This is a genomic window from Streptomyces sp. NPDC089424 (assembly GCF_044749345.1).
Taxonomy (GTDB): domain Bacteria; phylum Actinomycetota; class Actinomycetes; order Streptomycetales; family Streptomycetaceae; genus Streptomyces.
Window position 1 is genome coordinate 22958 of the sequence record NZ_JBIVHU010000010.1, and the last position, 26707, is coordinate 49664.

Here is a 26707-nt window from a genome sequence, read left to right on the forward strand (position 1 = left end):
CTCACACCACCTCGTCCTCGTGCAGGCGGGCGCGCAGTGCCCGGACCGCCGTGTGCAGCCTGCTCTTGACCGTGCCCTCCGGGACGCCGAGCTCCTCGGCGATGGACCGCACCGGCAGGTCGGCGTAGAACCGCAGGACGAGGACCTGACGCTGCGCGTCGGGCAGTTCGTCCAGGCCCTGGGCGACGGCGAGGGACAGCAGGCTGGTGTCCTCGCCGGAGGGGTGCGCCGGCTGGCGCAGCGAGGCGAGGCGCTCCCCGATCCGCTCCTGCCGGCGCTTGGCGCGGTGCCAGTCCATGGCGAGGTTGGAGGCGACCACCGCCGCCCACGCCGAGACGTCCCGCGGTGCCTCGTGGCCGCTCGCGGCCCGCTCCAGCAGCCGCAGGCGTACCTGCTGCACCCCGTCCGGCAGGTCCGCCTGCGGCACTCCGCCGAGCGCGAGGACCGCCCGCACCCGGCGCTCCTGGGCCGCGTCCAAGGGATCGCCGACGTCACCGTGCCCGTCGCCCCCCTGGCCGCGGCGCGCCCTTCCGCGCAGCACAGCCACCCCTCTCCTTGCCGCGTTTCCCCTAAGACGCCCGGACGGGCCGAAACGTTCGATCCGATTCCGGGGCAGACATCAGTGGCGTAGGTCATAGAGGCCCCGTCCCACCAGGCGGGCACAAGCCCAAAGGATTGGACACAGGGGCCCGGGTGCCCCGCATGATGGAAAGGCCCCGGTCAGGGCAGGGGCGCCCGCAAACCACGCAAAGGAGTCGTCGTGAGGGTCGGAATCGTCGGAGCCACCGGTCAGGTCGGCACGGTCATGCGCAGGATCCTCACGGAGCGCGACTTCCCGGTGACGGAACTGCGGCTGTTCGCCTCGGCGCGCTCGGCGGGCACGGTCCTGGACGGGGTCACGGTGGAGGACGCGGCCACGGCCGACTACACCGGCCTGGACATCGTCCTGTTCTCCGCGGGCGGCTCGACCTCCAAGGCGCTGGCCGAGAAGGTCGCAGGGCAGGGCGCGGTCGTGATCGACAACTCCTCCGCCTGGCGCCGGGACCCGGAGGTGCCCCTGGTGGTGTCCGAGGTGAACCCGCACGCGATCGCGAGCCGCCCCAAGGGCATCATCGCCAACCCGAACTGCACGACGATGGCCGCGATGCCGGTGCTGAAGCCGCTGCACGAGGAGGCGGGCCTCGAAGCGCTCGTCGTCGCCACCTACCAGGCGGTGTCCGGCTCCGGTCTCGCCGGTGTGGACGAGCTGTTCGAGCAGGTCAAGAAGGTCGGCGAGGACGCGCCGAAGCTGACGCACGACGGCTCCGCGGCGCAGTTCCCGGCGCCGGACAAGTACGTCGCCCCGATCGCGTACAACGTGCTGCCGATGGCCGGCACGGTCGTGGACGACGGCCTGAACGAGACCGACGAGGAGCAGAAGCTCCGCAACGAGTCCCGCAAGATCCTGGAGATCCCCGCCCTGAAGGTCTCCGGCACCTGTGTCCGCGTCCCGGTCTTCACCGGTCACTCGCTCCAGATCAACGCCCGTTTCGCCCGCCCGATCAGCGCCGAGCGCGCCAAGGAGCTGCTCGCCGGCGCCCCCGGCGTGGCCCTGAGCGAGGTCCCGACCCCGCTCCAGGCGGCCGGTCAGGACCCGTCGTACGTCGGCCGCATCCGCGAGGACGAGACGGTCGACCACGGCATCGCCCTGTTCGTCTCCAACGACAACCTGCGCAAGGGCGCCGCGCTGAACGCGGTGCAGATCGCGGAGCTGGTGGCGGCGGAGCTGTCCGCCAAGGCCGCCGGCTGAGCCCTCCGCACCGACGGTCCCCGGGGGCCTACGGCCTGCGGACCTCGTAGAGGAAGCAGCCGTACTCGACGGCCCGGACGTGGACGAGTGCCACCTCCGGGTCGTCGAACGCGTGCGTGAGCGCCGCCTCGAAGTCGTCCTCGACCAGGCGGCCGCCCAGGATGCGCCCCGCGGCCGAGTAGCGGCGCAGCGTGCGGTGCGCGTTCGTGAAGGGCAGGTCGCCGTCGCCCCGCGGCCCCCCGCATTCCCCCGCATGGATGAAGACGGGGCCCTGTTCGTCGTAGGCCCCCGGATCGGCGCCCGTCGCCGCCGCCCAGCGGCGCAGCGGCGCGTACGAGACCAGGGCGATCAGCTCGCCGGGCGCGCTGCGGCGCAGGCAGCAGCGCAGCGGCGCCCCGCCTTCCTCGTCCGTCACGAAGGTCGTCTCCCGCCCCGCGTCGTCGGTGGCGCGCAGTTCCTTGAGGACCGGCTCGTCGATGGCGCGTGCACTGTACGTCGTCATGGCCCCAGGTTCGCGTGTCGCCGCCCCGCCCACCGGCGGGAAACGGACATCGCCATCCGCGCAGGTCGCGTGGAAGGATGGCGCCACCGACACATGACGAGGAGATGACCGCGTGCCTGGCACAAACCTGACTCGCGAAGAGGCGCAGCAGCGGGCGAAGCTGCTGACCGTTGACTCGTACGAGATCGATCTCGACCTGTCCGGGGCGCAGGAAGGCGGCACCTTCCGGTCCGTGACCACGGTCCGCTTCGATGTCGCCGAGACCGGCGGCGAGTCCTTCATCGACCTGGTGGCGCCGACCGTCCACGAGGTCACCCTCAACGGCGACCCGCTCGACGCCGACGCGGTCTTCAAGGACTCGCGGATCGCCCTCACCGGCCTGCTGGAGGGCCGGAACGTACTGCGCGTCGCGGCCGACTGCGCGTACACCAACACCGGCGAGGGCCTGCACAGGTTCGTCGACCCGGTGGACGACCAGGCCTACCTCTACACCCAGTTCGAGGTGCCGGACGCCCGCCGCGTGTTCGCGTCCTTCGAGCAGCCGGACCTGAAGGCGACCTTCCAGTTCACGGTGCGGGCGCCCGAGGGCTGGACCGTCATCTCCAACTCGCCCACGCCCGAACCCCAGGACAACGTCTGGGTCTTCGCGCCCACGCCGCGCATCTCGACGTACATCACGGCCCTGATCGCCGGCCCCTACCACAGCGTGCACAGCGTCTACGAGAAGGACGGCCGGTCCGTACCGCTCGGCATCTACTGCCGGCCCTCGCTCGCCGAGTACCTCGACTCGGACGCGATCTTCGAGGTCACGCGGCAGGGCTTCGACTGGTTCCAGGAGAAGTTCGACCACGCCTACCCGTTCGAGAAGTACGACCAGCTGTTCGTGCCGGAGTTCAACGCGGGCGCGATGGAGAACGCGGGCGCGGTGACCATCCGCGACCAGTACGTCTTCCGCTCGAAGGTGACGGACGCGGCGTACGAGGTGCGCGCCGAGACCATCCTGCACGAGCTGGCGCACATGTGGTTCGGCGACCTGGTCACCATGGAGTGGTGGAACGACCTGTGGCTGAACGAGTCGTTCGCCACGTACACGTCCATCGCCTGCCAGGCCGCCGCGCCGGGATCGCGCTGGCCGCACGCGTGGACGACGTTCGCCAACTCCATGAAGACCTGGGCGTACCGCCAGGACCAGCTGCCGTCCACGCACCCGATCATGGCCGAGATCAACGACCTCGACGACGTGCTGGTCAACTTCGACGGCATCACGTACGCCAAGGGCGCCTCGGTGCTCAAGCAGCTCGTCGCCTACGTCGGTGAGGACGAGTTCTTCCGGGGCGTGCAGGCCTACTTCCAGCGGCACGCGTACGGCAACACCCGCCTGAGCGACCTGCTGACCGCCCTGGAGGAGACCTCGGGGCGGGACCTGAAGACCTGGTCGCGCAAGTGGCTGGAGACCGCCGGGATCAACATCCTGCGCCCCGAGATCGAGACGGACGCCGACGGTGTCGTCACGTCCTTCGCGATCCGTCAGGAGGCGCCCGCGCTGCCCGCCGGCGCGAAGGGCGAGCCGACGCTGCGTCCGCACCGGATCGCGGTGGGCCTGTACTCGATGGACGACGCGGGGAAGCTGGTCCGCCAGGAGCGCGCCGAGCTGGACGTCGACGGCGACCTGACGGCCGTACCGCAGCTCGTCGGCCGGGCGCTGCCGGACGTCGTGCTGCTGAACGACGACGACCTGTCGTACGCCAAGGTCCGCCTCGACGAGCGGTCGCTTGCGTTCGTCACGGAGCACCTCGGCGACTTCGAGTCGTCGCTGCCGCGGGCGCTGTGCTGGGCGTCGGCGTGGGACATGACGCGCGACGCGGAGCTCCCCACCCGCGACTACCTCTCCCTTGTCCTGTCCGGCATCGGCAAGGAGTCGGACATCGGCGTCGTGCAGTCGCTGCAGCGGCAGGTGAAGCTGGCGATCGACCTGTACGCCGACCCGGCCGCCCGCGAGATGCTGCTGACCCGCTGGACGGACGCCACGCTCGCGCACCTGCGCGCCGCCGAGGCGGGCAGCGACCACCAGCTGGCCTGGGCGCGTGCCTTCGCGGCGACCGCCCGCACCCCCGAGCAGCTCGATCTGCTGGAGGCGCTGCTCGACGGCGCCCAGACGGTGCAGGGACTGGTCGTGGACACCGAGCTGCGCTGGGCGTTCGTCCAGCGGCTCGCGGCCGTGGGCCGCTTCGACGAGGCGGAGATCGCGGGCGAGTACGAGCGCGACAGGACGGCGGCGGGTGAGCGCCACGCCGGCACCGCCCGTGCCGCCCGCCCGACGCCGGAGGCCAAGGCGGAGGCCTGGGCGTCGGTCGTCGAGTCCGACAAGCTGCCGAACGCCGTGCAGGAGGCGGTGATCGGGGGCTTCGTCCAGACCGACCAGCGCGAGCTGCTCGCGCCCTACGCCGACAGGTACTTCGAGGCGCTGAAGGGCGTCTGGGACTCCCGCTCCCACGAGATGGCCCAGCAGATCGCCGTCGGTCTGTACCCGACGGTGCAGGTATCCGAGGAGACCCTCGCCAAGACCGACGCGTGGCTGTCGGCCGCGGAGCCGGGCGCCGCGCTGCGGCGGCTGGTGTCGGAGTCGCGCGCGGGCGTCGAACGGGCCCTGCGGGCCCAGGCGGCGGACGCCGCGGCGGCCCAGGGCTAGGGCCTGTCTGACAGACAGACCCTGGGGCGGGTCCACCCCGCCCGCCAAGCGGTCCGAGGGGCGCCTTCGAGCTCGGCTCGGGGGCGCCCCTCGGCGTGCGGCGGGATAGCCTGGCGATCATGGGGGACTGGGAGACGCGCCCGGCGTCGACGGCGGACGTCGAGGCGGTGGCCGAGTTGCGGGCCGTGGTGCTGCGGGCGGACCTGGAGCGGCTCGGTCGGTACGACGAGCGGCGGGTGCGGCAGCGGCTGCGGGACGGGTTCACGCCGGAGCACACCTGGGTGATCGAGGTCGGCGGCACGTTCGCGGGCTGCGTGTCCCTGCGCCCGGCCGGTGACGTCCACTGGCTGGAGCACTTCTACCTGTCCCCGCGCCTCCAGGGCGCCGGCATCGGCGGGGCCGTGCTGCGCGCCCTGCTGGAGCGCGCCGACCGCGACGGCCGCCGGATCCGCCTGAACGTCCTCCAGGGCAGCCCGGCGCGACGCCTGTACGAGCGCCACGGGTTCACGCCGGAGACGGAGGACGCGGTGGACGTGTTCATGGTCCGCGAGCCCCGCCCGGACCCGGCGCCGGGCGACCTCACTCCCGTGAGGCCGCGACCTCCCGCAACGCGGTGAGCACGGTCCCCGCGGCGGCCGGCGGGTGCTCGGCGGGCAGCGCCAGGTCCAGCGGATCCAGGCGCAGGCGCACGACATGGAACCGCCCGTCGGGAGCCGGGGTCCGGCGGGACGCCGGGCGAGCCGCTCCCGCCGGCTTCTTGCAGCCGAGAGACCCCGCGCGGATACTCCCCCCATGACCCCGCCCCCCGACCCCTCCCCCGGAGACGCGGTCGACGCGATCGTCGCCCAGTGGGCCGCCGTACGGCCCGATCTGGACACCAGGGGGATCGAGGTCTTCGGCCGCGTCCACCGGCTGGCGCGCACGATGGACGACCGGATGGAGAAGGCGTACGCACGCTTCGGCGTCTCACGCGGCGAGTTCGACGTGCTGGCCGCCCTGCGGCGCTCGGGCGAGCCCTACACCCTCTCGCCCCGTCGGCTCTCGGCCACGCTGATGCTCACCACCGGCGGTATGACCGGCCGTCTGGACAAGCTGGAGCGAGCCGGACTGCTGCGCCGCCTGCCCGACCCGCACGATCGGCGGGCTCTCCAGGTCACCCTCACCGAACAGGGCCTCCACCTCGTCGAGGAGGCGTCACGGGCGGGACTCGCCGTCGAGGCGGAGGCCCTCGCGGCCCTCACCCCCGGGCAGGTCGGCCAACTCGCCGACCTGCTGCGGAAGCTGCTCGCGACAGACGCGTGACGGGGGCGGGCGGAGCAGGCCCTCAGGCCTGGGCGTCGGCCCGCGTCGTGATGTTGGAGCTGGTCGTGTCCCGCTGCTTGTGGGACTTGTCCAGGACCATGACCAGGCCCGCGATGATTCCGAAGATCGCGAGCGGGGCGAACACGAACCAGCCCAGCGTCTCGATCACGCTCAGGCCCGTGCCGGGGTCGTCGCCGTCGTCACGCGTGAGCGCGAGCGCGGGGGACGACATGAGCAGCATCATCAGCGTCGTACCGGCGGCCAGGGCGCCGGCGCGCAGGGCGTTCTTCTTGTCCACGGTGCCAAAAGTATCGAACCCCGGGGACGGCCGCGCGTCCGGGGTGCCGTAAGGGGCCCGGCGCGCGAGGCCGAGGTGCCCGAAGGCGCCCGTACCGCCCCGCCGCAGCCCCCGCACTCTCGCGGGCCGCGCCCCGCGCACGCCCCTCACAGGCCCGCACGCCCGTACGCCGCCACGGCCCGTGTGCCGGCCCCCCGACCCCGACCTCACGAACCGGCACGCCCGTACGCCCGCCACGGCCCGTGTGCCGGCCCCCCGGCCCCGACCTCACGAACCCCCCTCGTCCCGCCGTGCCGCCGCGCGCGCCTCCTCCCGCAGGACCTCCATCAGCGAGCGCAGCCGGGGCGAGGACGCCAGGACCTCCAGGGTCACCGGGCGGCCGGACGCGTCGGCGATCGGCAGGCGCCAGTTCGGATACTCGTCCCACGTCCCCGGCAGGTTCTGCGGACGCCGGTCCCCCACCCCGTCCGGCAGCCATACGCCGATCATCCGGGCGGGCGTGCGCAGCAGATAGCGGTGCACGGCCTGCACCTCGGCCTCCTCCGTGCCCGCGCCGAGACCGCCACCGGTGCCTCGCAGCAGTCCGAGCCGGGTGAGCAGGGCGAGCCACTCCCCCGTGTCGGCGGCGGCCCGCGCGCGCTCCACGTCCAGGGGGGCGCCGAGGAGGCCGAGCCGGTCACGGAGTTCCACGTGGTCGCCGGTGAGCCGGGCCGCGGTGGGCGGCAGGTCGTGGGTGGTGGCGGTGGCCAGGCAGTCGGCGCGCCAGCTGTCCGGCGGCAGCGGCCGGCCGTCGCCCTCCCAGTCCCGCTCGAACCACAGCACCGACGTGCCGAACACCCCCCGCTCGCGCAGCGCTTCGCGGACGCCTTCCTCGACCGTGCCGAGATCCTCACCGATCACCATCGCCCCGGCCCGCGAGGCCTCCAGCACCAGGACGGCGAGCATGGCTTCCGCGTCGTAGCGGACGTACGTCCCCTCCGTCGGCGGCAGTCCCACCGGCACCCACCACAGCCGGAACAGGCCCATCACATGGTCGATGCGCAGGGCGCCCGCGTAGCGGAACAGTCCGCGCAGCAGCCCCCGGAACGGCGCGTATCCGGACTCGGCCAGCCGGTCCGGGCGCCAGGGCGGCAGACCCCAGTCCTGGCCCCGGGAGTTGAAGGCGTCCGGCGGGGCGCCCACGGACATCCCGGCGGCGAAGTACCGCTGCTGCGCCCAGGCGTCGGCGCCCCCGGGATGCACGCCGACCGCGAGGTCGTGCACGATCCCGACCGGCATCCCCGCCTCCCGCGCGGTGCGCTGGGCGGCGACCAGCTGGGCGTCGGTGAGCCAGGCGAGGCGGCAGTGGAAGTCGACGCGGTGCAGCAACTCCCTGCGCGCACGAGCGGTTTCGGGCGAGCGGGGGTCCCGCAGCCCTTCGGGCCAGGTGTGCCACTCGGGGCCGTGCACCTCGGCCAGCGCGCACCAGGTGGCGTGGTCCTCCAGTGCCTCGCCCTCCTCGGCGAGGTAGTCGCAGTAGGCGGCGCGCCTGCCGGGGCCGAGGGGCACCTCCCCCACCAGCTCCAGCGCCTCCCGCTTCAGCTCCCACACCGCGTCCCGGTCGATCAGCGCGTCCTTCTCCAGCACCGACTCCCGCAGCCTGCCCGCCCGTTCGGCCAGCGAGCGCACGCGCTCGCGGTCGTCGGCGTGGGCGTACTCGGGAACGGCCTCGATGCGCAGGTGCACCGGGTCGGGGAAGCGCCGGGAGGAGGGGCGGTACGGGGAGGGGTCGGTGGGGATGCCGGGGACGGCCGCGTGCAGGGGGTTGACCTGGATGAATCCGGCACCCAGCGAGCGGCCGGCCCAGGCGGTGAGCTCGTCGAGGTCGCCGAGGTCGCCCATGCCCCAGGAGCGCCGCGACAGCAGGGAGTAGAGCTGGACCAGCAGTCCGTACGACCGGGCCGCCGGTGTGGGCAGCCGGGACGGGGCGGCGATCAGATGGGCGTGGGCGGTCCGCCCGTCGGGCGCGGCCGCGGTGAGGCGGTGGACGCCGGGCGGGAGGTGCTCGGCGGCGTCACGGGTCTCACCCTGCTCGGTCTCGACCCGCAGCCGGGTGCCCTCGGGCAGCGCGGCGAGGGCGGCCGGCGCGGCGCCGCCCCAGCTCACGAGGGTCGGCGGGAGCAGCCGCTCCCGTAATTCCGCGCGGCGGGCGGCGAGCGCGGCCCGGGTGGCCTCGGGCGTGCTCGCGTCGACCCCGAGCGCGGCGAGGGTCCCGATGAGCGCGGCGGCCGAGGCGGTGACCGTGCGGTGCGGGGCGGGGCTGTAGGAGGGGGCGACGCCGTGGGACTCGGCGAGCCGGCACAGATCCTCGTCGGGGACCTCGGCCAGCCGGGGCGCGCTCACCCGCGGCCTCGCGCGGCCGGCGTCCGGGTGGGGGTCATCTACGGCCTCGCGGGATCAGCGTCGTCCGGGATGCGGTCATTCACAACCTCGCGGGATCGGCGTCCGATGAGCGGTCGTCTACATCTGCGTCGGCGTCCGGGCCGTGGCCCGCTACGGCCTCGTGAAGTCGGCGTCGGGGGCGGCGAGCGGAGGCTCGCTGGTGAGGGGTTCGGCGTCGGGCAGCGGAGGTTCGCTGGTCAGCGGGGCCTCGGTGCAGGCGCCCTCCGCACTGAAGGCGCACACATGTGCGAGATCCGGGCCGGCCGGAGAGGCCTTCGCCGGGTCGCGGTCGGCGGGCAGCGCCGCCTGCCGCGGGAACGGCGTGCGTTTGGAGCGGTGCGCGTCCCCGGGCGGAGGGGTGCGTTTGGAGCGCGCACCCGCCTCTGCGCGGGGCTTGTCGTCCCGCCGGGGCCGGTCGTCGGAGAGAGCGGACAGCAGAAGGTGTGCCGATGCGGCCACGGAAGCCTCCTCGTCGATACGAATGGGTCATCGCAGCCCTACCCAATGAGCGCGACGCCAGACGTCCCCTGACCGAAGAAGGCCCTCCTCCTCACGTTCCGTGCGCGAAGACTTCCCCTGGGTCCCGACGGACCCATCCACGACAGCACCTTCGGGACCGGGGTGGGAAGGTCTCCCCCCGGTCCCGTGCCGGCATCCCGCACCAGGAGATGCGAAAGCCCGGATCCTCAGGCGGGAATGCCCTCGATCCGGGCCAAGGCGTCGTCCGCGCCGTACGGCTGCAAGTAGGGCAACCAGCGCGGATCCCTGTGGCCGGTCCCGATGATGCGCCAGGCCAGGCCGGTGGGTGGGGCGGGTTTGTGGCGCAGCCGCCAGCCGATCTCGCCGAGGTGGCGGTCGGCCTTCACGTGGTTGCAGCGGCGGCAGGACGCCACCACGTTGTCCCAGACGTGCTTGCCCCCGCGGCTGCGCGGGATGACGTGGTCGACGCTGGTTGCGACGCCACCGCAGTACATGCACCGGCCCCCGTCGCGGGCGAAGAGCGCCCGGCGGGTGAGAGGAACGGGCCCCCGATAGGGAACCCGGACGAATCGCTTGAGCCGGACCACGCTGGGTGCGGGGACTGTGACGGTCGCGCTGTGCAGATAGGCGCCGGACTCCTCGAGGCATACGGCCTTGTTCTCGAGGACGAGGATGAGCGCGCGGCGGAGCGGTACGACGCCGAGTGGCTCGTACGACGCGTTGAGGACCAGGACATGCGGCACGGATGCCTCCTTGTACGCCGGCGGCGCGTGGCTCGCGCCGGGACGATCTGCAGTCAGTCTCCCCTCATGCCTGGTGAAAGCGCCACCATGTCCCGGTAACGGGCTGGGAGTGTTTTCGACCACATCGGCGTCCTCCCCAGGCTCCCGACCATCTCCTCCCCCCTCCTCACCGAACTGTTCGCCTCACCTGCTGTTCGTCTGATCTGTACATCCCCCGGGTGACACCGTCTCTCCCTCGAACAGCGCAACGATCCCCACACGATGCCCCGATAGTGTGGTTCCTCCGCCCGTCCGGTGACCTGTTCGTGACCTTGGACCTGACCGCCGTACCGGGGGGCGGGCCGTTGTTCCACCTGGAGGTACCCCCGTGTCGTCCTTGCCCGCCCTACTGGCCGCCGGACCGTCACCGTCACCGTCCCCGTCGGAGACGGCACCCTCCGTGCCCACCTTGCAGGACGCCCAGCAGCGCGCCACGAACGCCGCCGGCTGGGTGGAGCAGAACTGGTCCACGTGGCTCGCGATCGGCCTGCGGGTGCTGCTGATCGTGGTGATCGCGGCGGTGCTGCGGGTGGCGGTGCGGCGGGCGATCACCAAGCTGATAGACCGCATGAACCGCACCGCCCAGTCGGTGGACGGCACGGCGATCGGCGGCCTGCTGGTGAACGTGGAGCGCCGCCGTCAGCGCTCCCAGGCGATCGGCTCGGTGCTGCGCTCGGTGGCGAGCTTCGTCATCCTCGGCACCGCGGCCCTGATGATCCTCTCCACGTTCCAGATCAATCTGGCGCCCCTGCTGGCCTCCGCGGGTGTGGCGGGCGTGGCGATCGGCTTCGGCGCGCGCAACCTGGTGACGGACTTCCTCTCCGGCGTGTTCATGATCCTCGAGGACCAGTACGGCGTCGGCGACTCGATCGACGCCGGTGTCGCCTCCGGCGAGGTCATCGAGGTGGGCCTGCGTGTGACGAAGCTGCGCGGCGACAACGGGGAGATCTGGTACGTCCGCAACGGCGAGGTCAAGCGGGTCGGCAACCTCTCCCAGGGCTGGGCCACGGCCGGCGTGGACGTCACCGTGCGCCCCTCCGAGGACCTCGACCGCGTCAAGGCCGTGCTCGGCGAGGTCGGCGAGGCGATGAGCAAGGAGGACCCGTGGAACGAGATGCTCTGGGGTCCGATCGAGATCCTCGGCCTGGACAGCGTCCTGCTCGACTCGATGGTCGTGCGCGTCTCCGCCAAGACCATGCCCGGCAAGGCCCTCACCATCGAGCGCGAACTGCGCTGGCGCATCAAGCGCCGCTTCGACCAGGAGGGCATCCGCATCGTCGGCGGACTGCCCCTCCAGCACGAGGAGAGCCCCGCGGCGGACCCGACGGCGGGCATGGCGGCCCCGTCGGTGTACGCCAACACCGCCTCCCCGCAGGCGGCCGCCGCGTCCCCGATAGCGCCGCCGACGAGCACGACGAAGTAGCCCGCGCGGCCCGCGGCCGGGAGCACCGGCCACCGTCGGGAGGAACGCCCCCAGGTAACGACTCCGTTGCCTGGGGGCGTTCCTCTTGACGCCTGGTTTACGACGGGCCTACGTTCCCTCCCAGCGAATAGGAAACCTTCCTAACAGTGGCGGATGGACGTGACGTCCCGGCCGCTGCCAAGCTGAGCGGCCGAAAGGCAGGTGTCGACGCCATGGCAGGAACCGCGGGAACCCCGGGCACCCCCCGCGTGCTGCGGGCCATGAACGACCGCGCCGCGCTGGACCTGCTCCTGGAGCACGGCCCGCTCTCCCGCACCCGCATCGGCAAGCTCACCGGCCTGTCCAAGCCGACCGCCTCGCAGCTGCTGGCCCGGCTGGAGGCCGCCGGGCTGGTGCTGGTGACCGGCACCAGCGAGGGCCGCCCCGGACCGAACGCCCAGCTCTACGCCGTCAACCCGGCCGCCGCCCACGCCGCCGGCCTCGACGTCACCCCCGAGCGCGTCCTCGCCGCCGTCGCCGACATCACCGGCCGCACGGTCGGCACGTACGAGGTCGCCACCCCCGGCAGACGGCCCGCCCGGCCCGTCGTCCGCCAGGTCACCGACGCCCTCGACGGCGCCGTGAAGGCCGCGGGTCTGACCGGGGCCGACGTCCACCGGCTCGTCATCGGCACGCCCGGCGCCTTCGACCCGAACACCGGCCGACTGCGCTACGCCTCGCACCTGCCGGGCTGGCACTCCCCCACGCTCCTCGACGAACTCGCCGCCGCGCTGCCGATGCCGGTGGAGTACGAGAACGACGTCAACCTCGTCGCCGTCGCCGAGCAGCGGCTGGGCGCCGCCCAGGGGCACGCCGACTTCGTGCTGCTGTGGAACGAGGGCGGCCTCGGCGCCGCCCTGGTCCTCGGCGGCAGGCTGCACCGCGGCTGGACGGGCGGTGCCGGCGAGGTCGGCTTCCTGCCCGTGCCGGGCGCGCCCCTGGTCCGCCAGGTCACCAAGGCCAACAGCGGCGGCTACCAGGAGCTGGCCGGCTCCCAGGCCCTGCCCGCGCTCGCCCGTGACCTCGGCGTCCCCGACGTCCCGTCCGGCCCGTACACCGAGGCAGCCGCCACGCTGCTGGCGCGCGCGGCGGAGCGGTACGGCGACCCGGACCAGGCCGCCGCCCCGTCCGACGCCCCCGCGGGGCGCCGTACCCGGCGCGCCGAGACCGGACCCGGCCGCCGCACGACCTCCGCGGGCGACGGCCGCGAGGGCGGCGAAGGCACCGGCACCGGCACCGGCACCGACGACCCCCACCGCCGCCTCCTGCACACCTACGCCACACACCTCGCCACCGGTCTCGCCTCTCTCGTCTCCGTCCTCGACCCCGAGCTCGTCGTCCTCAGCGGCACCTCCCTCACCTCCGGCGGCGAGACCCTGCGCGCCCTGGTGCAGGCCGAGCTGGCGGAGCTGGCGGCGGCCCGGCCCCGGCTCGTCCTCGGGGGCGTACGCGACCATCCCGTCCTGCGCGGCGCCCTGGAGAGCGCCCTCGCCACCACCCGCGACGAGGTCTTCGACACCTCTCGCTGAGCAGCACACCCGACCCGGCCCCATCCCCGTCCCCTGCCCTGGGAGGCCTCGCCATGCCCGGAAAGTCCCGAAAAGCGGCCACGCACGTCACCGTCTCCATAGCCCTCACCGCCGCCACCGCCCTCCTCGCGACCGCGTGCACCGGCCAGGCCTCCTCCGGTGCGGACGACGATCCCTCCCAGGCCACCACCCTCACCTTCTGGCACGCCTGGAGCGCCCCCTCCGAGGTCGCGGCCGTGAAGGCGCTGATCGCCGGCTTCGAGAAGGCGCACCCCAACATCGACGTGAAGATCGTCGGCAACATGACCGACGACAAGATCAACCAGGCCCTGCGGGCGGGCGGCAGCAACGCCCCGGACGTGATCTCCTCGTTCACCACCAACAACGTCGGCAGGTTCTGCACCTCGGGCGCGCTGGTCGACCTCAACCCGTTCTTCGAGAAGTCGGACGTCGACCCGGAGAAGACGTTCCCGAAGGCGATGAACGAGTACACCCAGTTCGAGGGCAACCGCTGTGCGGTCCCGCTGCTCGGCGACGCCTACGGGCTCTACTACAACAAGACGGCCTTCGAGAAGGCCGGCATCAAGGCCCCGCCGAAGACCTGGTCCGAGTTCGAGACCGTGGCGAAGAAGCTGACCGTCCCGCGGGGCGACTCCTACAAGCAGCTCGGCTTCATGCCGAACTACCACGGCTGGGAGACCACCACCGAGCACTACCTCGGCCAGTTCTCGCCGACGTACTTCGACGGCGAGGGCAAGTCCAACGTCGCCAAGGACCCCGCGTTCGAGGCCGGCTTCAAGCTCCAGAAGCGGCTCGTGGACGCCCTCGGCGGGTACCGGAAGCTGGAGACCTACCGCGCCGGCCTCGGCGACGAATGGGGCCCGAAGCACCCCTTCCACACCGGCCAGGTCGCCATGCAGCTCGACGGCGAGTGGCGCCTGGGCATGGCCCTGGACGCGAAGCCCGGCTTCGAGATCGGCGTCGCCCCGCTGCCCGTGCCCGACGACCAGGCCGACCAGTACGGCAAGGGCTACATCACCGGCACCATCGCCGGCATCGCCGCCACCAGCAAGAAGCAGAACGCGGCCTGGGAGCTGGTGCGGTACATCACCACCGACACGGACGCGGTCGTGAACTTCTCCAACGCGATCCACAACGTCCCCTCCACGCTCGCCGCCCTGAAGTCGCCGAAGCTGAAGTACGACCCGCGCTTCAAGACGTTCCTGGAGATCGCCGCGAACCCCGACTCCACGACCACGCCCGCCTCCGTCAACGGCGGTGTGTACCTGACGACGATCCAGCAGTTCGGCTACGACTACGAGAGCGGCAAGGCCACCGATCTGAAGGCGGGCCTCGCGAAGACCGCCCAGCAGATCGACACGGACATCGCCCAGGCGAAGTAGCGGCCCACCATGAGCACCCTGGCAGCCAAGCACCGCAGATCAGCGCTGCGCACCCTGGCCTTCCTGTCCCCCTGGTTGATCGGCTTCTCGGTCTTCTTCGCCTATCCGCTGCTGTCGACGCTCTACTTCTCGTTCATGCGCTACGACGGCTTCCGGCCGCCGTCCTGGAGCGGAACGCAGAACTGGACGTACGTCTTCGAGCACTACCCGCTCTTCTGGCCGGCCCTGCGCAACACCCTGTGGCTGGTGCTGGTCATGGTCAGCCTCCGGGTCGTCTTCGGGCTCGGCGTCGGACTGCTCATCACGAAGATCAAGACCGGCACGGGTGTCTTCCGCACCCTCTTCTACCTGCCCTACCTCGCCCCGCCCGTGGCCGCCACCATGGCCTTCGCCTTCCTCCTCAACCCCGGCACCGGGCCGGTCAACTCGATCCTCGCGGGGGCCGGCATCCCGGCCCCCGGCTGGTTCGCCGACCCCGACTGGTCCAAGCCCGCGCTCACCCTGCTCGCCCTGTGGGGCGTCGGCGACCTGATGGTCATCTTCATGGCCGCCCTGCTGGACGTCCCGAGGGAGCAGTACGAGGCGGCGGAGCTGGACGGCGCGTCGGCGTGGCAGCGGTTCCGGTTCGTGACGCTGCCGAACATCTCGCCGATCGTGCTGTTCGCGGTGGTCACGGGCGTCATCCAGACCATGCAGTACTACACGCAGCCGCTGGTCGCCGGAAAGGTCGCGTCGGGCGTGATCCAGGGCGCGGGCACCCAGTTCGAGCCCGGCTACCCGGAGAAGTCGACGCTCACCCTCCCCCAGCTCGTCTACAACCTCGGCTTCCAGCGCTTCGACTACGGAGCGGCGTGCGTGGTGGCCCTGGTCCTGTTCGCCCTGTCGATGGCGTTCACCGCACTGCTGATGCGGCGCCGGGGCGGTCTCATCCAGGCAGGTGACTGATGACCCACGTACTCGACAAGCCGGTGGCGGGAAGCGCGCCCGTGGCACGGCGGCGGGCCCTGCTCGAATGGATCGCCGTCCACGCGCTCGGCCTCGCCGCCGCCCTGTTCTTCACGCTCCCCTTCGTGTTCGTCCTGCTGACCTCGCTGATGAGCGACAGTCAGGCGCTCAGCCGCGACCTGGTCCCGGACACCTGGGAGTGGGGCAACTACCGACGGGTCTTCGACACGCCGGGCTTCCTGACCTGGTGGCGCAACACCCTGCTCTACGCCGGTCTGGGCACCGTCCTGACCGTGGTGTCGTCGATCCCGGTGGCGTACGCGCTGGCCAAGTTCCGCTTCCGGGGCCGCCGGCTGTCGCTGATGCTGGTGATCTCGATGATGATGCTGCCGCCCCAGGTCGTCGTCATCCCGATGTACCTGTTCTGGGCGAAGCAGCTGGACCTCTCCGGCACCCTGTGGCCGCTGCTGATCCCGATGGCGTTCGGCGACGCGTTCTCCATCTTCCTGCTGCGCCAGTTCCTCATGACGATCCCGGACGAGTACCTGGACGCGGCGCGGGTCGACGGCTGCGGGGAACTGAGGACGCTGCTGAGGGTCGTCCTGCCGATGGCGAAGCCGGGCGTGGCCGCCGTGGCCCTTTTCCAGTTCTTCTACGCGTGGAACGACTACTTCGGCCCCCAGATCTACGCGTCCGAGAACCCGGGCGCCTGGACGCTGTCCTACGGGCTGGAGTCGTTCAAGGGCGCGCACCACACCGACTGGAACCTCACCATGGCCGCGACCGTGCTGGTCATGGCCCCCGTGATCCTCGTGTTCTTCTTCGCCCAGAAGGCGTTCGTCGAGGGCGTCACGCTCACCGGAGTGAAGGGTTGACTGGACGTATGAAACTCACCGTGGTCGGCGGCGGTTCGACCTACACCCCCGAACTCGTGGACGGCTTCGCCCGTCTGAGGGACACCCTGCCCGTCGAGGAGCTGGTGCTCGTCGACCCGGCTGCCGACCGGCTGGAGCTGGTGGGCGGCCTGGCCCGGCGGATCCTCGCCCGGCAGGGGCACGGCGGCCGGGTGGTGACGACCTCGGACCTGGACGCCGGTGTCGAGGGCGCCGACGCGGTGCTGCTCCAGCTGCGCGTCGGCGGGCAGGCGGCCCGCCGGCAGGACGAGACCTGGCCGCTGGAGTGCGGCTGCATCGGCCAGGAGACCACCGGTGCGGGCGGCCTGGCGAAGGCGCTGCGCACGGTGCCGGTGGTGCTCGACATCGCCGAACGGGTGCGGCGGACCAACCCGGACGCCTGGATCATCGACTTCACCAACCCGGTCGGCATCGTGACCCGCGCCCTGCTCCAGGCCGGCCACAAGGCGGTCGGGCTGTGCAACGTGGCGATCGGCCTGCAGCGCAAGTTCGCGGCGCTGCTCGGGCTCACCCCGGCCGACGTCCACCTCGACCACGTGGGCCTGAACCACCTCACCTGGGAGACCGGCGTCCGCGTGGGCGGCGCCGGGGGCGAGGACGTGCTGCCCAAGCTGCTGACGGAGCACGGCGACACGATCGCCGCCGACCTGCGCCTGCCGCGCGATCTGCTGGACCGTCTCGGCGTGGTCCCGTCGTACTACCTGCGCTACTACTACGCGCACGACGAGGTCGTACGGGAACTGCGCACCAAGCCCTCGCGGGCCGAGGAAGTGGCGGCCATGGAGGGCGAGTTGCTGCGGATGTACGCCGATCCGGCACTCGACGAGAAGCCGGAGCTGCTGGCCCGGCGGGGCGGCGCCTTCTACTCGGAGGCGGCCGTGGACCTGGCGGCGGCGCTGCTGGGCGGCGCCGGCAGCCCGCACCAGGTGGTGAACACCTACAACCGGGGCACGCTGCCCTTCCTGCCCGACGACGCGGTGATCGAGGTGCAGGCGGCGGTCGGCTCCCTCGGCGGCCCGCAGCCCCTGCCGGTCGCCGCCGTGGACCCGCTGTACGCGGGCCTGATGGCGAGCGTGACGGCGTACGAGGACCTCGCCCTGGACGCGGCCCTGCGCGGCGGCCGGGAGCGGGTGTTCAAGGCGCTCCTGGCCCATCCCCTCATCGGCCAGTACGAGTACGCCGGCACCCTCACCGACCAGCTGATCGCACACAACCGGGAGCATCTCGCGTGGGCCTGACCGCACGTGTCCTCGCCGTCGACGCCGGCAACAGCAAGACCGACGCCGCCGTGGTGGCGGAGGACGGGAGGGTGCTCGCGACCGCGCGCGGCGGTGGCTTCCGGCCGCCGGTGGTCGGGGTCGAGGCGGCCACGGACGTCCTCGCGGAGGTGGTGGAACGGGTCTTCGCGAAGGCCGGCGTCACCTCCGTCACGCATGTCTCCGCCTGCCTCGCCAACGCCGACTTCCCCGTGGAGGAGGAGCGGTTGACCGAGGCGCTGCACGCGCGCGCGTGGGGCGCCACCGTGGACGTCCGCAACGACACCTTCGCGATCCTGCGGGCCGGGGTGACCGAGCCGCGCGGCGTCGCCGTGGTCTGCGGGGCGGGCATCAACTGCGTCGGCATGCGGCCCGACGGGCGCACCGCGCGGTTCCCGGCGATCGGGCGGGTCTCCGGGGACTGGGGCGGGGGCTGGGGGATGGCCGAGGAGGCCCTCTACCACGCCGCCCGCGCGGAGGACGGACGCGGTGGACCGACGGAGCTGGCACGCACCCTGCCCGCGCACTTCGGGCTCGACTCCATGTACGCGCTGATCGAGGCGCTGCACCTGGAGCGGGTGCCGCCCGGCCGCCGGCACGAGCTCGCGCCGGTGCTCTTCGCCACGGCCGCCGACGGCGACCCGGTCGCCCGCGCCCTGGTCGACCGGCTGGCCGAGGAGGTCGTGAGCATGGCGACGGTCGCCCTGTCCCGGCTGGACCTGCTGCACGAGGAGACGCCGGTGCTGCTGGGGGGCAGCGTGCTGGCGGCCCGGCACCCCCAACTCGACGACGGGGTCCGCGATCTGCTCGCGGCGCGGGCTCCGAAGGCGGTGCCCCGGGTGGTGACGGCGAGTCCGGTCCTCGGCGCGGCACTGCTGGGACTGGACCGGCTGGGGGTGGTGACGGCCGAGGCACGGGAGCGGGTGCGGGCCCACTTCGAGGACTGAGGGGCGCGCGCGGGGGGCGCGCGGTGTCACCGCCTGCACGGGAACCGAACCGATTCCACCGGCGTATTCATGGGCAGGGGGTGCTGCGGGCATCGGGATCCAGCAAGATCCACGCAAGGCCGGTGCGGATGCCGGTCCCGGCAGCGATACTTGCGGCGACGGATGACCACGGGGGAGGTCAGGAGTGACACAACCGCCCAGGAGCAGCGCGGCGCCACCTGCGCCGGGCGTGCCCACCCTGCCCACGGTGCCGCCGCAGCAGCCGGCCCCCGCGCGCCCCGCGCCCGCAGGGGCGCGGGGCGCCGTCGCCCCGCCCCGGCGCACGGCCTTCGCGGAGGGCGCGGACCGGCTGCGCGCCGCCGCGGCCACCGAGCCGGGGCGGCTGCGCCTCATCGGCGCGGTCCTCGCCCTGCTGGTCGTCGCGTTCGGCGCGGTCTCCGCCTGGCAGGCCGACGACCGCGCGGCCGCCGCCGACGACGTGCTCCGCAAGAGCCAGCCCCTCAGCTCCGCCGCGGCCGACATCTACCGCTCCCTGGCCGACGCCAACACGGCCGCCTCCAGCGGCTTCCTGGCCGGCGGCCAGGAGACCCAGGAATCCCGCGAGCGCTACGAGAAGGACATCCGCACGGCGGCGGAGAAGCTCGTCCTGGCCGCCGGCAGCTCCGATCCGCACTCCCGTTCGGCGCAGACGATCGCGAAGCTCAACCGGCTCCTGCCGGAGTACAAGGGCCTGATCGAGCGCGCCCGCGCCAACAACCGCCAGGGCTACCCGCTCGGCGGTGCCTACCTGCGCTACGCCAACGACACGATGCAGACCGAGATGCTCCCGGCGGCCGAGGACCTCTACACGTCGGAGAACGAGCGGCTGCGCGGCGACTACGCGCACGCCACGCCCTACCCCTGGGCGGCGATCGCGCTCGGCCTGATCGCCCTGGCCGCCCTGGCCTGGGCGCAGCACCGCTCGTACGCGCGGACCAACCGGGTCCTGAACCACGGCCTGGTCGCCGCGACGGCCGCCACGACGGTGGTGCTGCTGTGGCTGGTCGTCGGCCACAGCGTGGCCCGCGCCGGCCTCGACGACTCCTACGACCACGGCGTGCGCTCCCTGAACGTCCTGCACGACGCACGCATCGCCTCCCTGAAGGCCCGCGGCAACGAGAACCTCACCCTGGTCAGCCGGGGCGCGGAGACGGTCGAGGTGGGCGGCGAGTTCAAGGACAGGTTCGACGTGGCCTTCCAGGCCTCGATGAAGGACCTCGCCGCCGGTCTCACGGCCGCCGCGGACCTCGCCGACGACGAGGCGGGCGAGCGGCCCGTGCGGACCGCCGCGGGGAGCATGGACATATGGAAGCAGCGGCACCAGCAGGCCCGCGACGCCGACGACGCGGGTGACTACCAGGCGGCGCTCAGGAAGATCATCGGTGACCGGGGCGACGAACCGACCGGCGAGTGCTTCGACAGCGTCGACCGCAGCCTGGAGACTGCCCTGAAGCACGAGAAGCTGGAGTTCGAACGGGCTGCGGGCGACGGCCGGGACGCGATGACCGGTCTGCCGGCCGGTGCGGCCCTGCTCGCCGTGCTGGGCGCGGCGGGCGCGCTGCTGGGCATCGGCCGCAGGCTTTCGGAGTACCGGTGAAAGGGGGCGTGACGATGCATGCACGACGTTTGCGGGCCAGCCTGAAGGGCTGGGGCGGCGTGGGCGCCATGGCGGTCGTCTGCGCCCTCGCGGTGCTCTTCGCGCTGCTGCTGCCGCACACGCAGCAGGCGGGCGTCGTCGGCGCGGACCTCGGCGGCCCGGGCGTGGCCGACGGCCGGCAGGCGAAGGCCGAGACGTGCGTGAACCCCCAGGACCGCAGCCTGTCCCCGTCGAGCGCCGAGGGCGAGACGATCGCGGCCGTCAAGCAGCGCGGCTACGTCTCGGTCGGCGTGGACCAGAACAGTTTCCGCTGGGGCTACCGCGACCCCAACTCGGCCGCCCGTGACGTCGAGTTGGAGGGCTTCGACATCGATCTGGCCCGCCGCATAGCTCAGGAGCTGCTCGGCGCCCCGGACCGCATCCGGTTCAAGGCCATCCCCACCAACCAGCGCGTCCCCGCGATCCAGAGCGGCCAGGTCGACATGGTGGTGCGCACCATGACCATCACCTGCTCCCGGCTGGAGGACGTCGCCTTCTCCGCGCCCTACTTCCTCACCGGCCAGCAGGTCCTCGCCCCCAACTCCTCGACGATCAAGGGCTACGACGACACCCTCGCCGGCAAGCGGATCTGCTCGGCGACGGGTTCGACGGCGTACGACAACCTGGCGGCGGACCGGAAGTCCGGCAAGCTGCCCGCCTCCGCCGACATCTCCACCACCGTGCCCAACCAGCTCGACTGCCTGGTCCGGCTCCAACTCGGCGAGGTGGACGCGGTGGTGACGGACAGCGCGCTCGCCGCCAGCCAGGCGGCGCAGGACCCGACGGTGGAGCTGAAGGGCGAGCGGTTCACCACGGAGTACTACGGCGTGGCGATGAAGAAGGACGCCGACGATCTGGTACGCCGGGTCAACCGCATACTGGCCGACTACCGCACGGACGGCGGTTGGAAGGCCTCGTACGACAAGTGGCTGTCCCCGACGCTGGGTAGGGACTCCGAGTCGGCGACCCCGCCGACACCGCGCTACAGGTGACCGGCAGGCAGTGACCGACAGCACAGACCAGCAGACGAGAGGTGATCGATGGGCGTCACGGGAGCCTCCGGTCCGGTGATGGACCGGGACGAGGTGGACCGTGCGCTGGCGCGGCTCGGCGCGGAGCACGAGGCGATCGAGACCTCGCTGTTCGCCCTCCAGGACCACGCGGGCCGTCGGCTCCTCGAAGGCGCCGAGCTCACCGGCACGACCGAGGAGCGCTGGGCGGCCACGGAGGCGTCGATCTCGCTGCTGTGGGCGTACTTCGACGCCTACAGCGACGCGCTGCGCTCCGCCCGCGAGATCCGCGCCCGGCGCCGCTGGTCCAGCCGCGAGGACCTGGCGGACCTGACCGAACTGCTGCGCGGCGAGTCGGTCACGGTCGCGGGCGGCGCCGCCGCGATGGCGAACGCGCCGACGCTGCACGGCGCGGGCAGGCTCAGCGAGAGCTTCACCCTGGTCACGCTGGTGGAACGGATGAACGACCTGTACGCCAGGTCGCTGGACATGGTCGTGGCCTGCGACGCCGTCTGGTCGGCGCTGCCCGCCCGGATCGATTTACTCGCCGCCGAACTCCAGCGCACCCGCAAGCTGGCGCACTCCGTCGGTGTACGCCCCGGCGAGCACCCCGCCGGGGACGACCTGGAGCGCATCACCCGCACCCTGACCCGGCTGCGCGAGCAGGTGGTGTCCGACCCGTTGTCGTACTGGCAGCGCGCGCAGGGCAGTTCGGCACCCGGCGGCGGCCGGCCGGACACCACGGTGTACGACCGGGAGGCGCGCGCCCTGGAGGAGGTGCGCCGGGAGATCGACGCCGTGCTGGCCGTCCGCAAGGACGCCGAGCAGCGGCTCGTGAAGCTGCGGGACGTGCTCTCGCGCGCGGACCGCACCCTCGCCGAGGCGCGCACCGCCCGCGGCGAGGTGCTGGCGAAGATCGCCGCCACCGAGGTGCCGGTGGTCAGCGGCCCGCCGACCGTGCTGCAGGAGCAGCTCGCGACGGCCGCCGAGTACCGCAGGCACGCCCAGTGGCACCGGCTGTCCCCGCTCCTGGAGTCCCTGGAGCAGAAGGCGGAGGACGAACTGCTGCGGGCGCGCGAGTCGCTGACCGCGGTCACCGCGCCGCTCGCGGTCCGCGCCGAGCTGCGGGGCCGCCTCGACGCGTACAAGGCGAAGATCGCCCGGCACGGCCTGGCGGAGGATCCGCTGCTGATGGAGCGGTACGACGCGGCCCGCCGCATGCTGTGGAGCGCGCCCTGCGATCTGCGGGTCGCCGAGCAGGCCGTACTGCGCTTCCAGCACGCGGCGGCCGAGGTGCTCGGCACCGCGCCACGGGTGCCTCAGCAGGGCGGCCCGTCGGAGTTCCGGGACCGCAGGGGGGAGCCGTCCTCATGAGTCAGGCACAGCAAAACTGCCAGCGTCCGGGCTGCGAGGGCGGCTACGAGGACGTCGGCGGCGGCGAGCTCTACTGCGACACCTGCGGCCTGGCGCCGGTGGTGTCCGCGAACGGCATGGTCGGCTCCTCGCCGACCGGCGTCACCGGCGGCGGCAAGGGCGCGGCGGGAAGCGGCGGCTCCCGCTCCACCTCCCGCGGCAGTTCCCGTACGTCGTCCCAGTCCTCGCAGTCGTCGAAGTCCCGCCGCTCGGTCTCGGGGCGGCTCTCCCGCTCGCTGTCGCGCAGCTCCTCCCACCGCTCGGTGTCGGTGCGCAGCTCCGGCTCCACGTCCGGTTCCTCGACCCGGGGCCGGCTGGGAGCGGGTCTGGTGCAGGTGCCGCAGGTGCCGCGGCCCGATCCGCGCTCGATGGTGCTCGAGAACCCCGAGGTGCCGGAGCGCAAGCGGTTCTGCTCCCGCTCGGACTGCGGGGCGCCGGTGGGCCGCGCCCGCGGCGAGCGTCCCGGGCGCACGGAGGGCTTCTGCACCAAGTGCGGCCACCCGTACTCGTTCGTGCCGAAGCTGGCCTCCGGTGACATCGTGCACGGTCAGTACGAGGTGGCGGGCTGCCTCGCGCACGGCGGGCTGGGCTGGGTCTACCTCGCCGTCGACCGCGCGGTCTCGGACCGCTGGGTGGTGCTCAAGGGCCTGCTGGACACCGGCGACCAGGACGCGATGGCCGCCGCGATCTCCGAGCGGCGCTTCCTCGCGGAGATCGAGCACGCCAACATCGTGCGGATCTACAACTTCGTCGAGCACCTCGACCAGCGCACCGGCTCCCTCGACGGGTACATCGTCATGGAGTACGTCGGCGGCAAGTCCCTCAAGGAGATCGCCAACGCCCGCCGTACGCCCGGGGGGCGGCGCGACCCGCTGCCGGTGGAGCAGGCGTGCGCCTACGGCATCGAGGCGCTGGAGGCGCTCGGCCATCTGCACAGCCGCAACCTGCTCTACTGCGACTTCAAGGTCGACAACGCGATCCAGACCGAGGACCAGCTCAAGCTGATCGACATGGGCGCGGTGCGCCGCATGGACGACGACGAGTCGGCGATCTACGGCACGGTCGGCTACCAGGCGCCGGAGGTCGCGGAGGCCGGCCCCTCGGTGGCGTCCGACCTGTACACGGTGGGCCGCACGCTCGCCGTCCTGACCTTCGACTTCCAGGGCTACACGAACGTCTTCGCCGACTCGCTGCCCGACCCCGACACCATCGAGGTCTTCCGGCAGTACGAGTCGTTCTACCGGCTCCTGGTCCGCGCCACCGACCCCGACCCGGCCCGGCGGTTCGCCTCCGCGCAGGAGATGACGGAGCAGCTGACCGGCGTGCTGCGGGAGGTCGTGTCGCTGCAGACGGGCCGGGCGCGGCCCGCCCTGTCGACGCTTTTCGGACCCGAACTGCGGGTCACGGACACGGAGTTGTTCCCCCGGTCGGCGGGCGAGGTGTCGCGGCTGGGGGCGCGCGTGGCGCCCGCCCGCCGGGCCGGGACCGGCGCCGACGCGCCCCTCCCGTCCGGTGCCGCCCCGCCCGCCCTCACCGGCCCGGCCGGCCTCGTCAAGCCCGTCGGCACGGGTGCCGCCGCCCTCGCCCTGGCCGTGCCCCGCGTCGACCCCGCCGACCCGAACGCCGGATTCCTCGCCGGTCTGCTGGCGACCGCCCCGGCCGAGCTGCTCAGCGCCATCGCCGCCGCGCCCGCCCCCTCCGTGGAGACCCGGCTGCGGCAGATCCGGGCCCGGCTGGAGAACGAGGACCCGGCGGACGCGCTGGACGCCCTGCGCGCGCTGGAGGAGGAGCGGCCCGACGACTGGCGGGTCGTCTGGTACCGCGGGGTGGCCGCACTGGCCACCGGCGACCACGAGGCCGCCGCCCTCGCCTTCGACGCGATCTACGACGCCTTCCCCGGCGAGACGGCCCCCAAGCTCGCCCTCGGCCTGTGCGCGGAGGTGCTCGGGCAGCTGGACAACGCCGCCGAGTACTACCGGCTGGTGTGGACGACCGACCCCAGCTTCGTGAGCGCCGCGTTCGGCCTGGCCCGGGTGCAGCTCGCCACCGGCGACCGCGGCGGCGCCGTGCGTACCCTGGAGTCGGTGCCGGAGTCGTCCATCCACTACACGGCGGCACGGGTGGCCGCCGTGCGGGCCCGGCTCCGGCAGCGGACGGCCGCCGCCGGCGACGTACCCTTCCTGGAGGATCTGACCGCCGCCGCCGGGCAGGTCGAGGCGCTGGACGCGTACGGTCTGGACCCGACCCGGCGCGAGCAGTTGGCCACGGAAGTGCTCGGCAGTGCCCTGGACTGGATACTCTCCGGGGGCCAGGGTTCCGCACCCCCCACCGCCGGGGGACGGACGCTGCTCGGCAGCGGCCTGGACGAACGCGGGCTGCGCTTCGGCCTGGAGCGTTCGTACCGCACGCTGGCCCGCCTGGCGCGGGGCGGCGAGGAGAGGATCGACCTGGTGGAACGTGCCAACCGTTACCGCCCCCGGACATGGGTGTAGTTGATGTCGCAGATGCCCCAGCTGTCCGCCTGCCCGAGCTGCGAGGAACCGCTCGAGTCGGGTGACCGTTTCTGCGGTGCGTGCGGATACGACCTGTCCGCCGTGCCGCCACGGCCGGACGACAACCCGACCCTCACCTTGAACGGCTCGGGGGCCGCACAGACCGCCCCGGACGCCGGCCGGCCCGGCGTGGCCGACCCGGGAGGGCACGGCGCGCCGCCCGCCGCCCCCGCGGCACATCCGCCGGCGGACCCGCCCGGCGCCCCCCTGCCCCCGGCCGCCCCCGGCCACTCGGCGACGGGCGTGCGCTTCGACCGGCCCGCGGAGCCCGAGGAGTACCCCCTCCAGGCCCCGGACCCGCGGGTCACCGCCGACCTCCCCGCGCCCGCCGATCCCCCGACGGTGTGCGTGGCCTGCCGCACGGGCCATGTCGACCACGACGGCTACTGCGAGAACTGCGGTCACGCCCAGCCACGCGAACGCGACCACATGGAGCAGGAGTCCGGCCCGATGGCCGCGGTCAGCGACCGGGGCCTGCGTCACCACCGCAACGAGGACGCCTTCGGCATCGGCCGCACCGCCCTGCCCGACGGCTCCGAGGCGCTGGTCGCCATCGTGTGCGACGGCGTGTCCTCGGCGACCCGCCCGGACGACGCCTCCCTGGCCGCCTCCCGCGCGGCGAGCGCGTCGCTGCTGGCGGCCCTGCCGCTCGGCACGCACCCGCAGCAGGCCATGCACGACGCGATCGTCGCCGCCTCGCACGCGGTGGACGCGCTGGCCCGCGAACCCGCCACCGCCCGCGAGCACCAACCGCACCAGAACGCGCCCGCCTGCACCCTGGTCGGCGCCGTGGTCACCGCCGGTCTGCTGGTGGTCGGCTGGGTCGGCGACAGCCGCGTCTACTGGGTGCCGGTGGACCGGGGCGCCCCGGCCGCCCGGCTCACCGAGGACGACTCCTGGGCCGCGCAGATGGTCGCCGCCGGCCTGATGAGCGAGGCCGAGGCGTACGCCGACGAACGCGCCCACGCCATCACCGGCTGGCTCGGCGCGGACGCCTACGAACTGGAGCCGCACACGGCTTCCTTCAAGCCGGACCGCCCCGGAGTGGTCGTCGTGTGCACGGACGGCCTGTGGAACTACGCGGAGGCGGCCGAGGAGATGGCCGGCGTCCTCCCGCCCGACGCCGCGGTGCGCCCGCTGCACGCCGCGCGGGTTCTCGTCGGGCACGCCCTGGACGGCGGGGGCCACGACAACGTAACAGTGGCCGTCGTGCCGTTCCCGGCCCCTTCGCAGGGGGCAGGATCGGCCTGAGGCCGCGCGCGGAGGCCTGGGAAGGCTCAGCGGACCGGAGGGGACCGGTCCGCGATTCCGTCGTCGCCCCACCTCTCGTGGGGCGTT

Annotated in this window: 22 protein-coding genes; 16 read left to right on the forward strand and 6 right to left on the reverse strand. The window is 73.0% G+C overall.

Annotated elements, in window-relative coordinates; all coding sequences use genetic code 11:
* Position 1 precedes the first annotated feature (1 nt).
* A complete protein-coding gene (locus tag ACIP2X_RS32950) occupies positions 2 to 547 on the reverse strand; it encodes an RNA polymerase sigma factor (protein ID WP_401680318.1) in 546 nt (181 codons plus the stop codon).
* A 213-nt stretch (positions 548 to 760) separates the two neighbouring features.
* Between ACIP2X_RS32950 and ACIP2X_RS32955 the strand changes: the two genes are divergently transcribed.
* On the forward strand, positions 761 to 1789 hold the full coding sequence (locus ACIP2X_RS32955; protein ID WP_401680322.1) for an aspartate-semialdehyde dehydrogenase: 1029 nt from the start codon (positions 761 to 763) through the stop codon (positions 1787 to 1789).
* A gap of 28 nt (positions 1790 to 1817) precedes the next feature.
* On the opposite strand, the gene ACIP2X_RS32960 is transcribed toward ACIP2X_RS32955, so the two are convergent.
* On the reverse strand, positions 1818 to 2291 hold the full coding sequence (locus ACIP2X_RS32960; RefSeq protein ID WP_401680325.1) for a DUF1203 domain-containing protein: 474 nt from the start codon (positions 2289 to 2291) through the stop codon (positions 1818 to 1820).
* Positions 2292 to 2403: 112 nt separating this feature from the next.
* Here ACIP2X_RS32960 and pepN point away from each other — a divergent pair, with 112 nt between their 5' ends.
* The 3 genes from pepN to ACIP2X_RS32975 all read left to right on the forward strand — a co-directional run bounded on the left by pepN (position 2404) and on the right by ACIP2X_RS32975 (position 6282).
* On the forward strand, positions 2404 to 4980 hold the full coding sequence (gene pepN, locus ACIP2X_RS32965; RefSeq protein WP_401680328.1) for an aminopeptidase N: 2577 nt from the start codon (positions 2404 to 2406) through the stop codon (positions 4978 to 4980).
* A 119-nt stretch (positions 4981 to 5099) separates the two neighbouring features.
* The gene (locus tag ACIP2X_RS32970; protein ID WP_401680332.1) at positions 5100 to 5597 is read left to right on the forward strand and encodes a GNAT family N-acetyltransferase; all 498 of its coding nucleotides are present in this window, start codon (positions 5100 to 5102) and stop codon (positions 5595 to 5597) included.
* A gap of 175 nt (positions 5598 to 5772) precedes the next feature.
* A complete protein-coding gene (locus tag ACIP2X_RS32975) occupies positions 5773 to 6282 on the forward strand; it encodes a MarR family winged helix-turn-helix transcriptional regulator (RefSeq protein WP_401680335.1) in 510 nt (169 codons plus the stop codon).
* A 22-nt stretch (positions 6283 to 6304) separates the two neighbouring features.
* Here the strand turns inward: ACIP2X_RS32975 and ACIP2X_RS32980 are convergent, their stop codons facing one another.
* The 4 genes from ACIP2X_RS32980 to ACIP2X_RS32995 form a co-directional block, all read right to left on the reverse strand.
* A complete protein-coding gene (locus ACIP2X_RS32980) occupies positions 6305 to 6580 on the reverse strand; it encodes a hypothetical protein (protein WP_401680338.1) in 276 nt (91 codons plus the stop codon).
* Between the two features lie 267 nt (positions 6581 to 6847).
* Entirely contained in the window at positions 6848 to 8962 is a 2115-nt protein-coding gene (gene malQ / locus ACIP2X_RS32985; protein WP_401680341.1) for a 4-alpha-glucanotransferase, read from the reverse strand.
* Positions 8963 to 9112: 150 nt separating this feature from the next.
* Complete coding sequence (locus tag ACIP2X_RS32990) at positions 9113 to 9301, reverse strand: hypothetical protein (protein ID WP_401681228.1); 189 nt, start codon at positions 9299 to 9301, stop codon at positions 9113 to 9115.
* A 386-nt stretch (positions 9302 to 9687) separates the two neighbouring features.
* Positions 9688 to 10224: an HNH endonuclease gene (locus ACIP2X_RS32995; RefSeq protein ID WP_401680343.1), complete on the reverse strand. Its 537-nt coding sequence runs from the start codon at positions 10222 to 10224 to the stop codon at positions 9688 to 9690.
* A gap of 367 nt (positions 10225 to 10591) precedes the next feature.
* Between ACIP2X_RS32995 and ACIP2X_RS33000 the strand changes: the two genes are divergently transcribed.
* From ACIP2X_RS33000 to ACIP2X_RS33055, 12 genes are all read left to right on the forward strand, one after another.
* Complete coding sequence (locus ACIP2X_RS33000; RefSeq protein ID WP_401680346.1) at positions 10592 to 11686, forward strand: mechanosensitive ion channel family protein; 1095 nt, start codon at positions 10592 to 10594, stop codon at positions 11684 to 11686.
* A gap of 212 nt (positions 11687 to 11898) precedes the next feature.
* The gene (locus ACIP2X_RS33005; protein WP_401680349.1) at positions 11899 to 13254 is read left to right on the forward strand and encodes an ROK family protein; all 1356 of its coding nucleotides are present in this window, start codon (positions 11899 to 11901) and stop codon (positions 13252 to 13254) included.
* A 53-nt stretch (positions 13255 to 13307) separates the two neighbouring features.
* Positions 13308 to 14657, forward strand: coding sequence for an ABC transporter substrate-binding protein (locus ACIP2X_RS33010; protein ID WP_401680352.1), 1350 nt, complete (start codon positions 13308 to 13310; stop codon positions 14655 to 14657).
* Between the two features lie 9 nt (positions 14658 to 14666).
* On the forward strand, positions 14667 to 15602 hold the full coding sequence (locus tag ACIP2X_RS33015) for a carbohydrate ABC transporter permease (RefSeq protein ID WP_401680355.1): 936 nt from the start codon (positions 14667 to 14669) through the stop codon (positions 15600 to 15602).
* Positions 15602 to 16477: a carbohydrate ABC transporter permease gene (locus ACIP2X_RS33020; protein ID WP_401680358.1), complete on the forward strand. Its 876-nt coding sequence runs from the start codon at positions 15602 to 15604 to the stop codon at positions 16475 to 16477. Before ACIP2X_RS33015 ends, ACIP2X_RS33020 begins: the two co-directional genes overlap by 1 nt.
* Before the next feature lie 8 nt (positions 16478 to 16485).
* Positions 16486 to 17754, forward strand: coding sequence for a 6-phospho-beta-glucosidase (locus ACIP2X_RS33025; protein ID WP_401680361.1), 1269 nt, complete (start codon positions 16486 to 16488; stop codon positions 17752 to 17754).
* Positions 17745 to 18719, forward strand: a complete 975-nt coding sequence (locus ACIP2X_RS33030) for an N-acetylglucosamine kinase (protein ID WP_401680364.1) — start codon at positions 17745 to 17747, stop codon at positions 18717 to 18719. The genes ACIP2X_RS33025 and ACIP2X_RS33030 overlap by 10 nt, the downstream gene beginning before the upstream one ends.
* Before the next feature lie 184 nt (positions 18720 to 18903).
* Positions 18904 to 20355 (forward strand): hypothetical protein, encoded by a 1452-nt coding sequence (locus ACIP2X_RS33035; RefSeq protein WP_401680367.1) that lies wholly within the window; start codon positions 18904 to 18906, stop codon positions 20353 to 20355.
* 14 nt (positions 20356 to 20369) lie between these two features.
* Positions 20370 to 21386, forward strand: a complete 1017-nt coding sequence (locus tag ACIP2X_RS33040) for a glutamate ABC transporter substrate-binding protein (RefSeq protein ID WP_401680370.1) — start codon at positions 20370 to 20372, stop codon at positions 21384 to 21386.
* A 48-nt stretch (positions 21387 to 21434) separates the two neighbouring features.
* Positions 21435 to 22778: a hypothetical protein gene (locus ACIP2X_RS33045; RefSeq protein ID WP_401680373.1), complete on the forward strand. Its 1344-nt coding sequence runs from the start codon at positions 21435 to 21437 to the stop codon at positions 22776 to 22778.
* Positions 22775 to 25309, forward strand: a complete 2535-nt coding sequence (locus ACIP2X_RS33050; RefSeq protein WP_401680376.1) for a tetratricopeptide repeat protein — start codon at positions 22775 to 22777, stop codon at positions 25307 to 25309. Before ACIP2X_RS33045 ends, ACIP2X_RS33050 begins: the two co-directional genes overlap by 4 nt.
* Positions 25310 to 26620, forward strand: coding sequence for a PP2C family serine/threonine-protein phosphatase (locus ACIP2X_RS33055; protein WP_401680380.1), 1311 nt, complete (start codon positions 25310 to 25312; stop codon positions 26618 to 26620). It abuts the gene before it with no gap.
* Positions 26621 to 26707: the final 87 nt, after the last annotated feature.

What these genes read in the sequence shown, in the direction of transcription:
- ACIP2X_RS32960 (WP_401680325.1), bottom strand. Translation starts at nt 2,291, where the DNA reads ATGACGACGTACAGTGCACGCGCCATCGACGAGCCGGTCCTCAAGGAA.
- ACIP2X_RS32970 (WP_401680332.1), top strand. Translation starts at nt 5,100, where the DNA reads ATGGGGGACTGGGAGACGCGCCCGGCGTCGACGGCGGACGTCGAGGCG.
- ACIP2X_RS32975 (WP_401680335.1), top strand. Translation starts at nt 5,773, where the DNA reads ATGACCCCGCCCCCCGACCCCTCCCCCGGAGACGCGGTCGACGCGATC.
- ACIP2X_RS33005 (WP_401680349.1), top strand. Translation starts at nt 11,899, where the DNA reads ATGGCAGGAACCGCGGGAACCCCGGGCACCCCCCGCGTGCTGCGGGCC.
- ACIP2X_RS33010 (WP_401680352.1), top strand. Translation starts at nt 13,308, where the DNA reads ATGCCCGGAAAGTCCCGAAAAGCGGCCACGCACGTCACCGTCTCCATA.
- ACIP2X_RS33015 (WP_401680355.1), top strand. Translation starts at nt 14,667, where the DNA reads ATGAGCACCCTGGCAGCCAAGCACCGCAGATCAGCGCTGCGCACCCTG.
- ACIP2X_RS33020 (WP_401680358.1), top strand. Translation starts at nt 15,602, where the DNA reads ATGACCCACGTACTCGACAAGCCGGTGGCGGGAAGCGCGCCCGTGGCA.
- ACIP2X_RS33025 (WP_401680361.1), top strand. Translation starts at nt 16,486, where the DNA reads ATGAAACTCACCGTGGTCGGCGGCGGTTCGACCTACACCCCCGAACTC.
- ACIP2X_RS33040 (WP_401680370.1), top strand. Translation starts at nt 20,370, where the DNA reads ATGCATGCACGACGTTTGCGGGCCAGCCTGAAGGGCTGGGGCGGCGTG.
- ACIP2X_RS33045 (WP_401680373.1), top strand. Translation starts at nt 21,435, where the DNA reads ATGGGCGTCACGGGAGCCTCCGGTCCGGTGATGGACCGGGACGAGGTG.
- ACIP2X_RS33050 (WP_401680376.1), top strand. Translation starts at nt 22,775, where the DNA reads ATGAGTCAGGCACAGCAAAACTGCCAGCGTCCGGGCTGCGAGGGCGGC.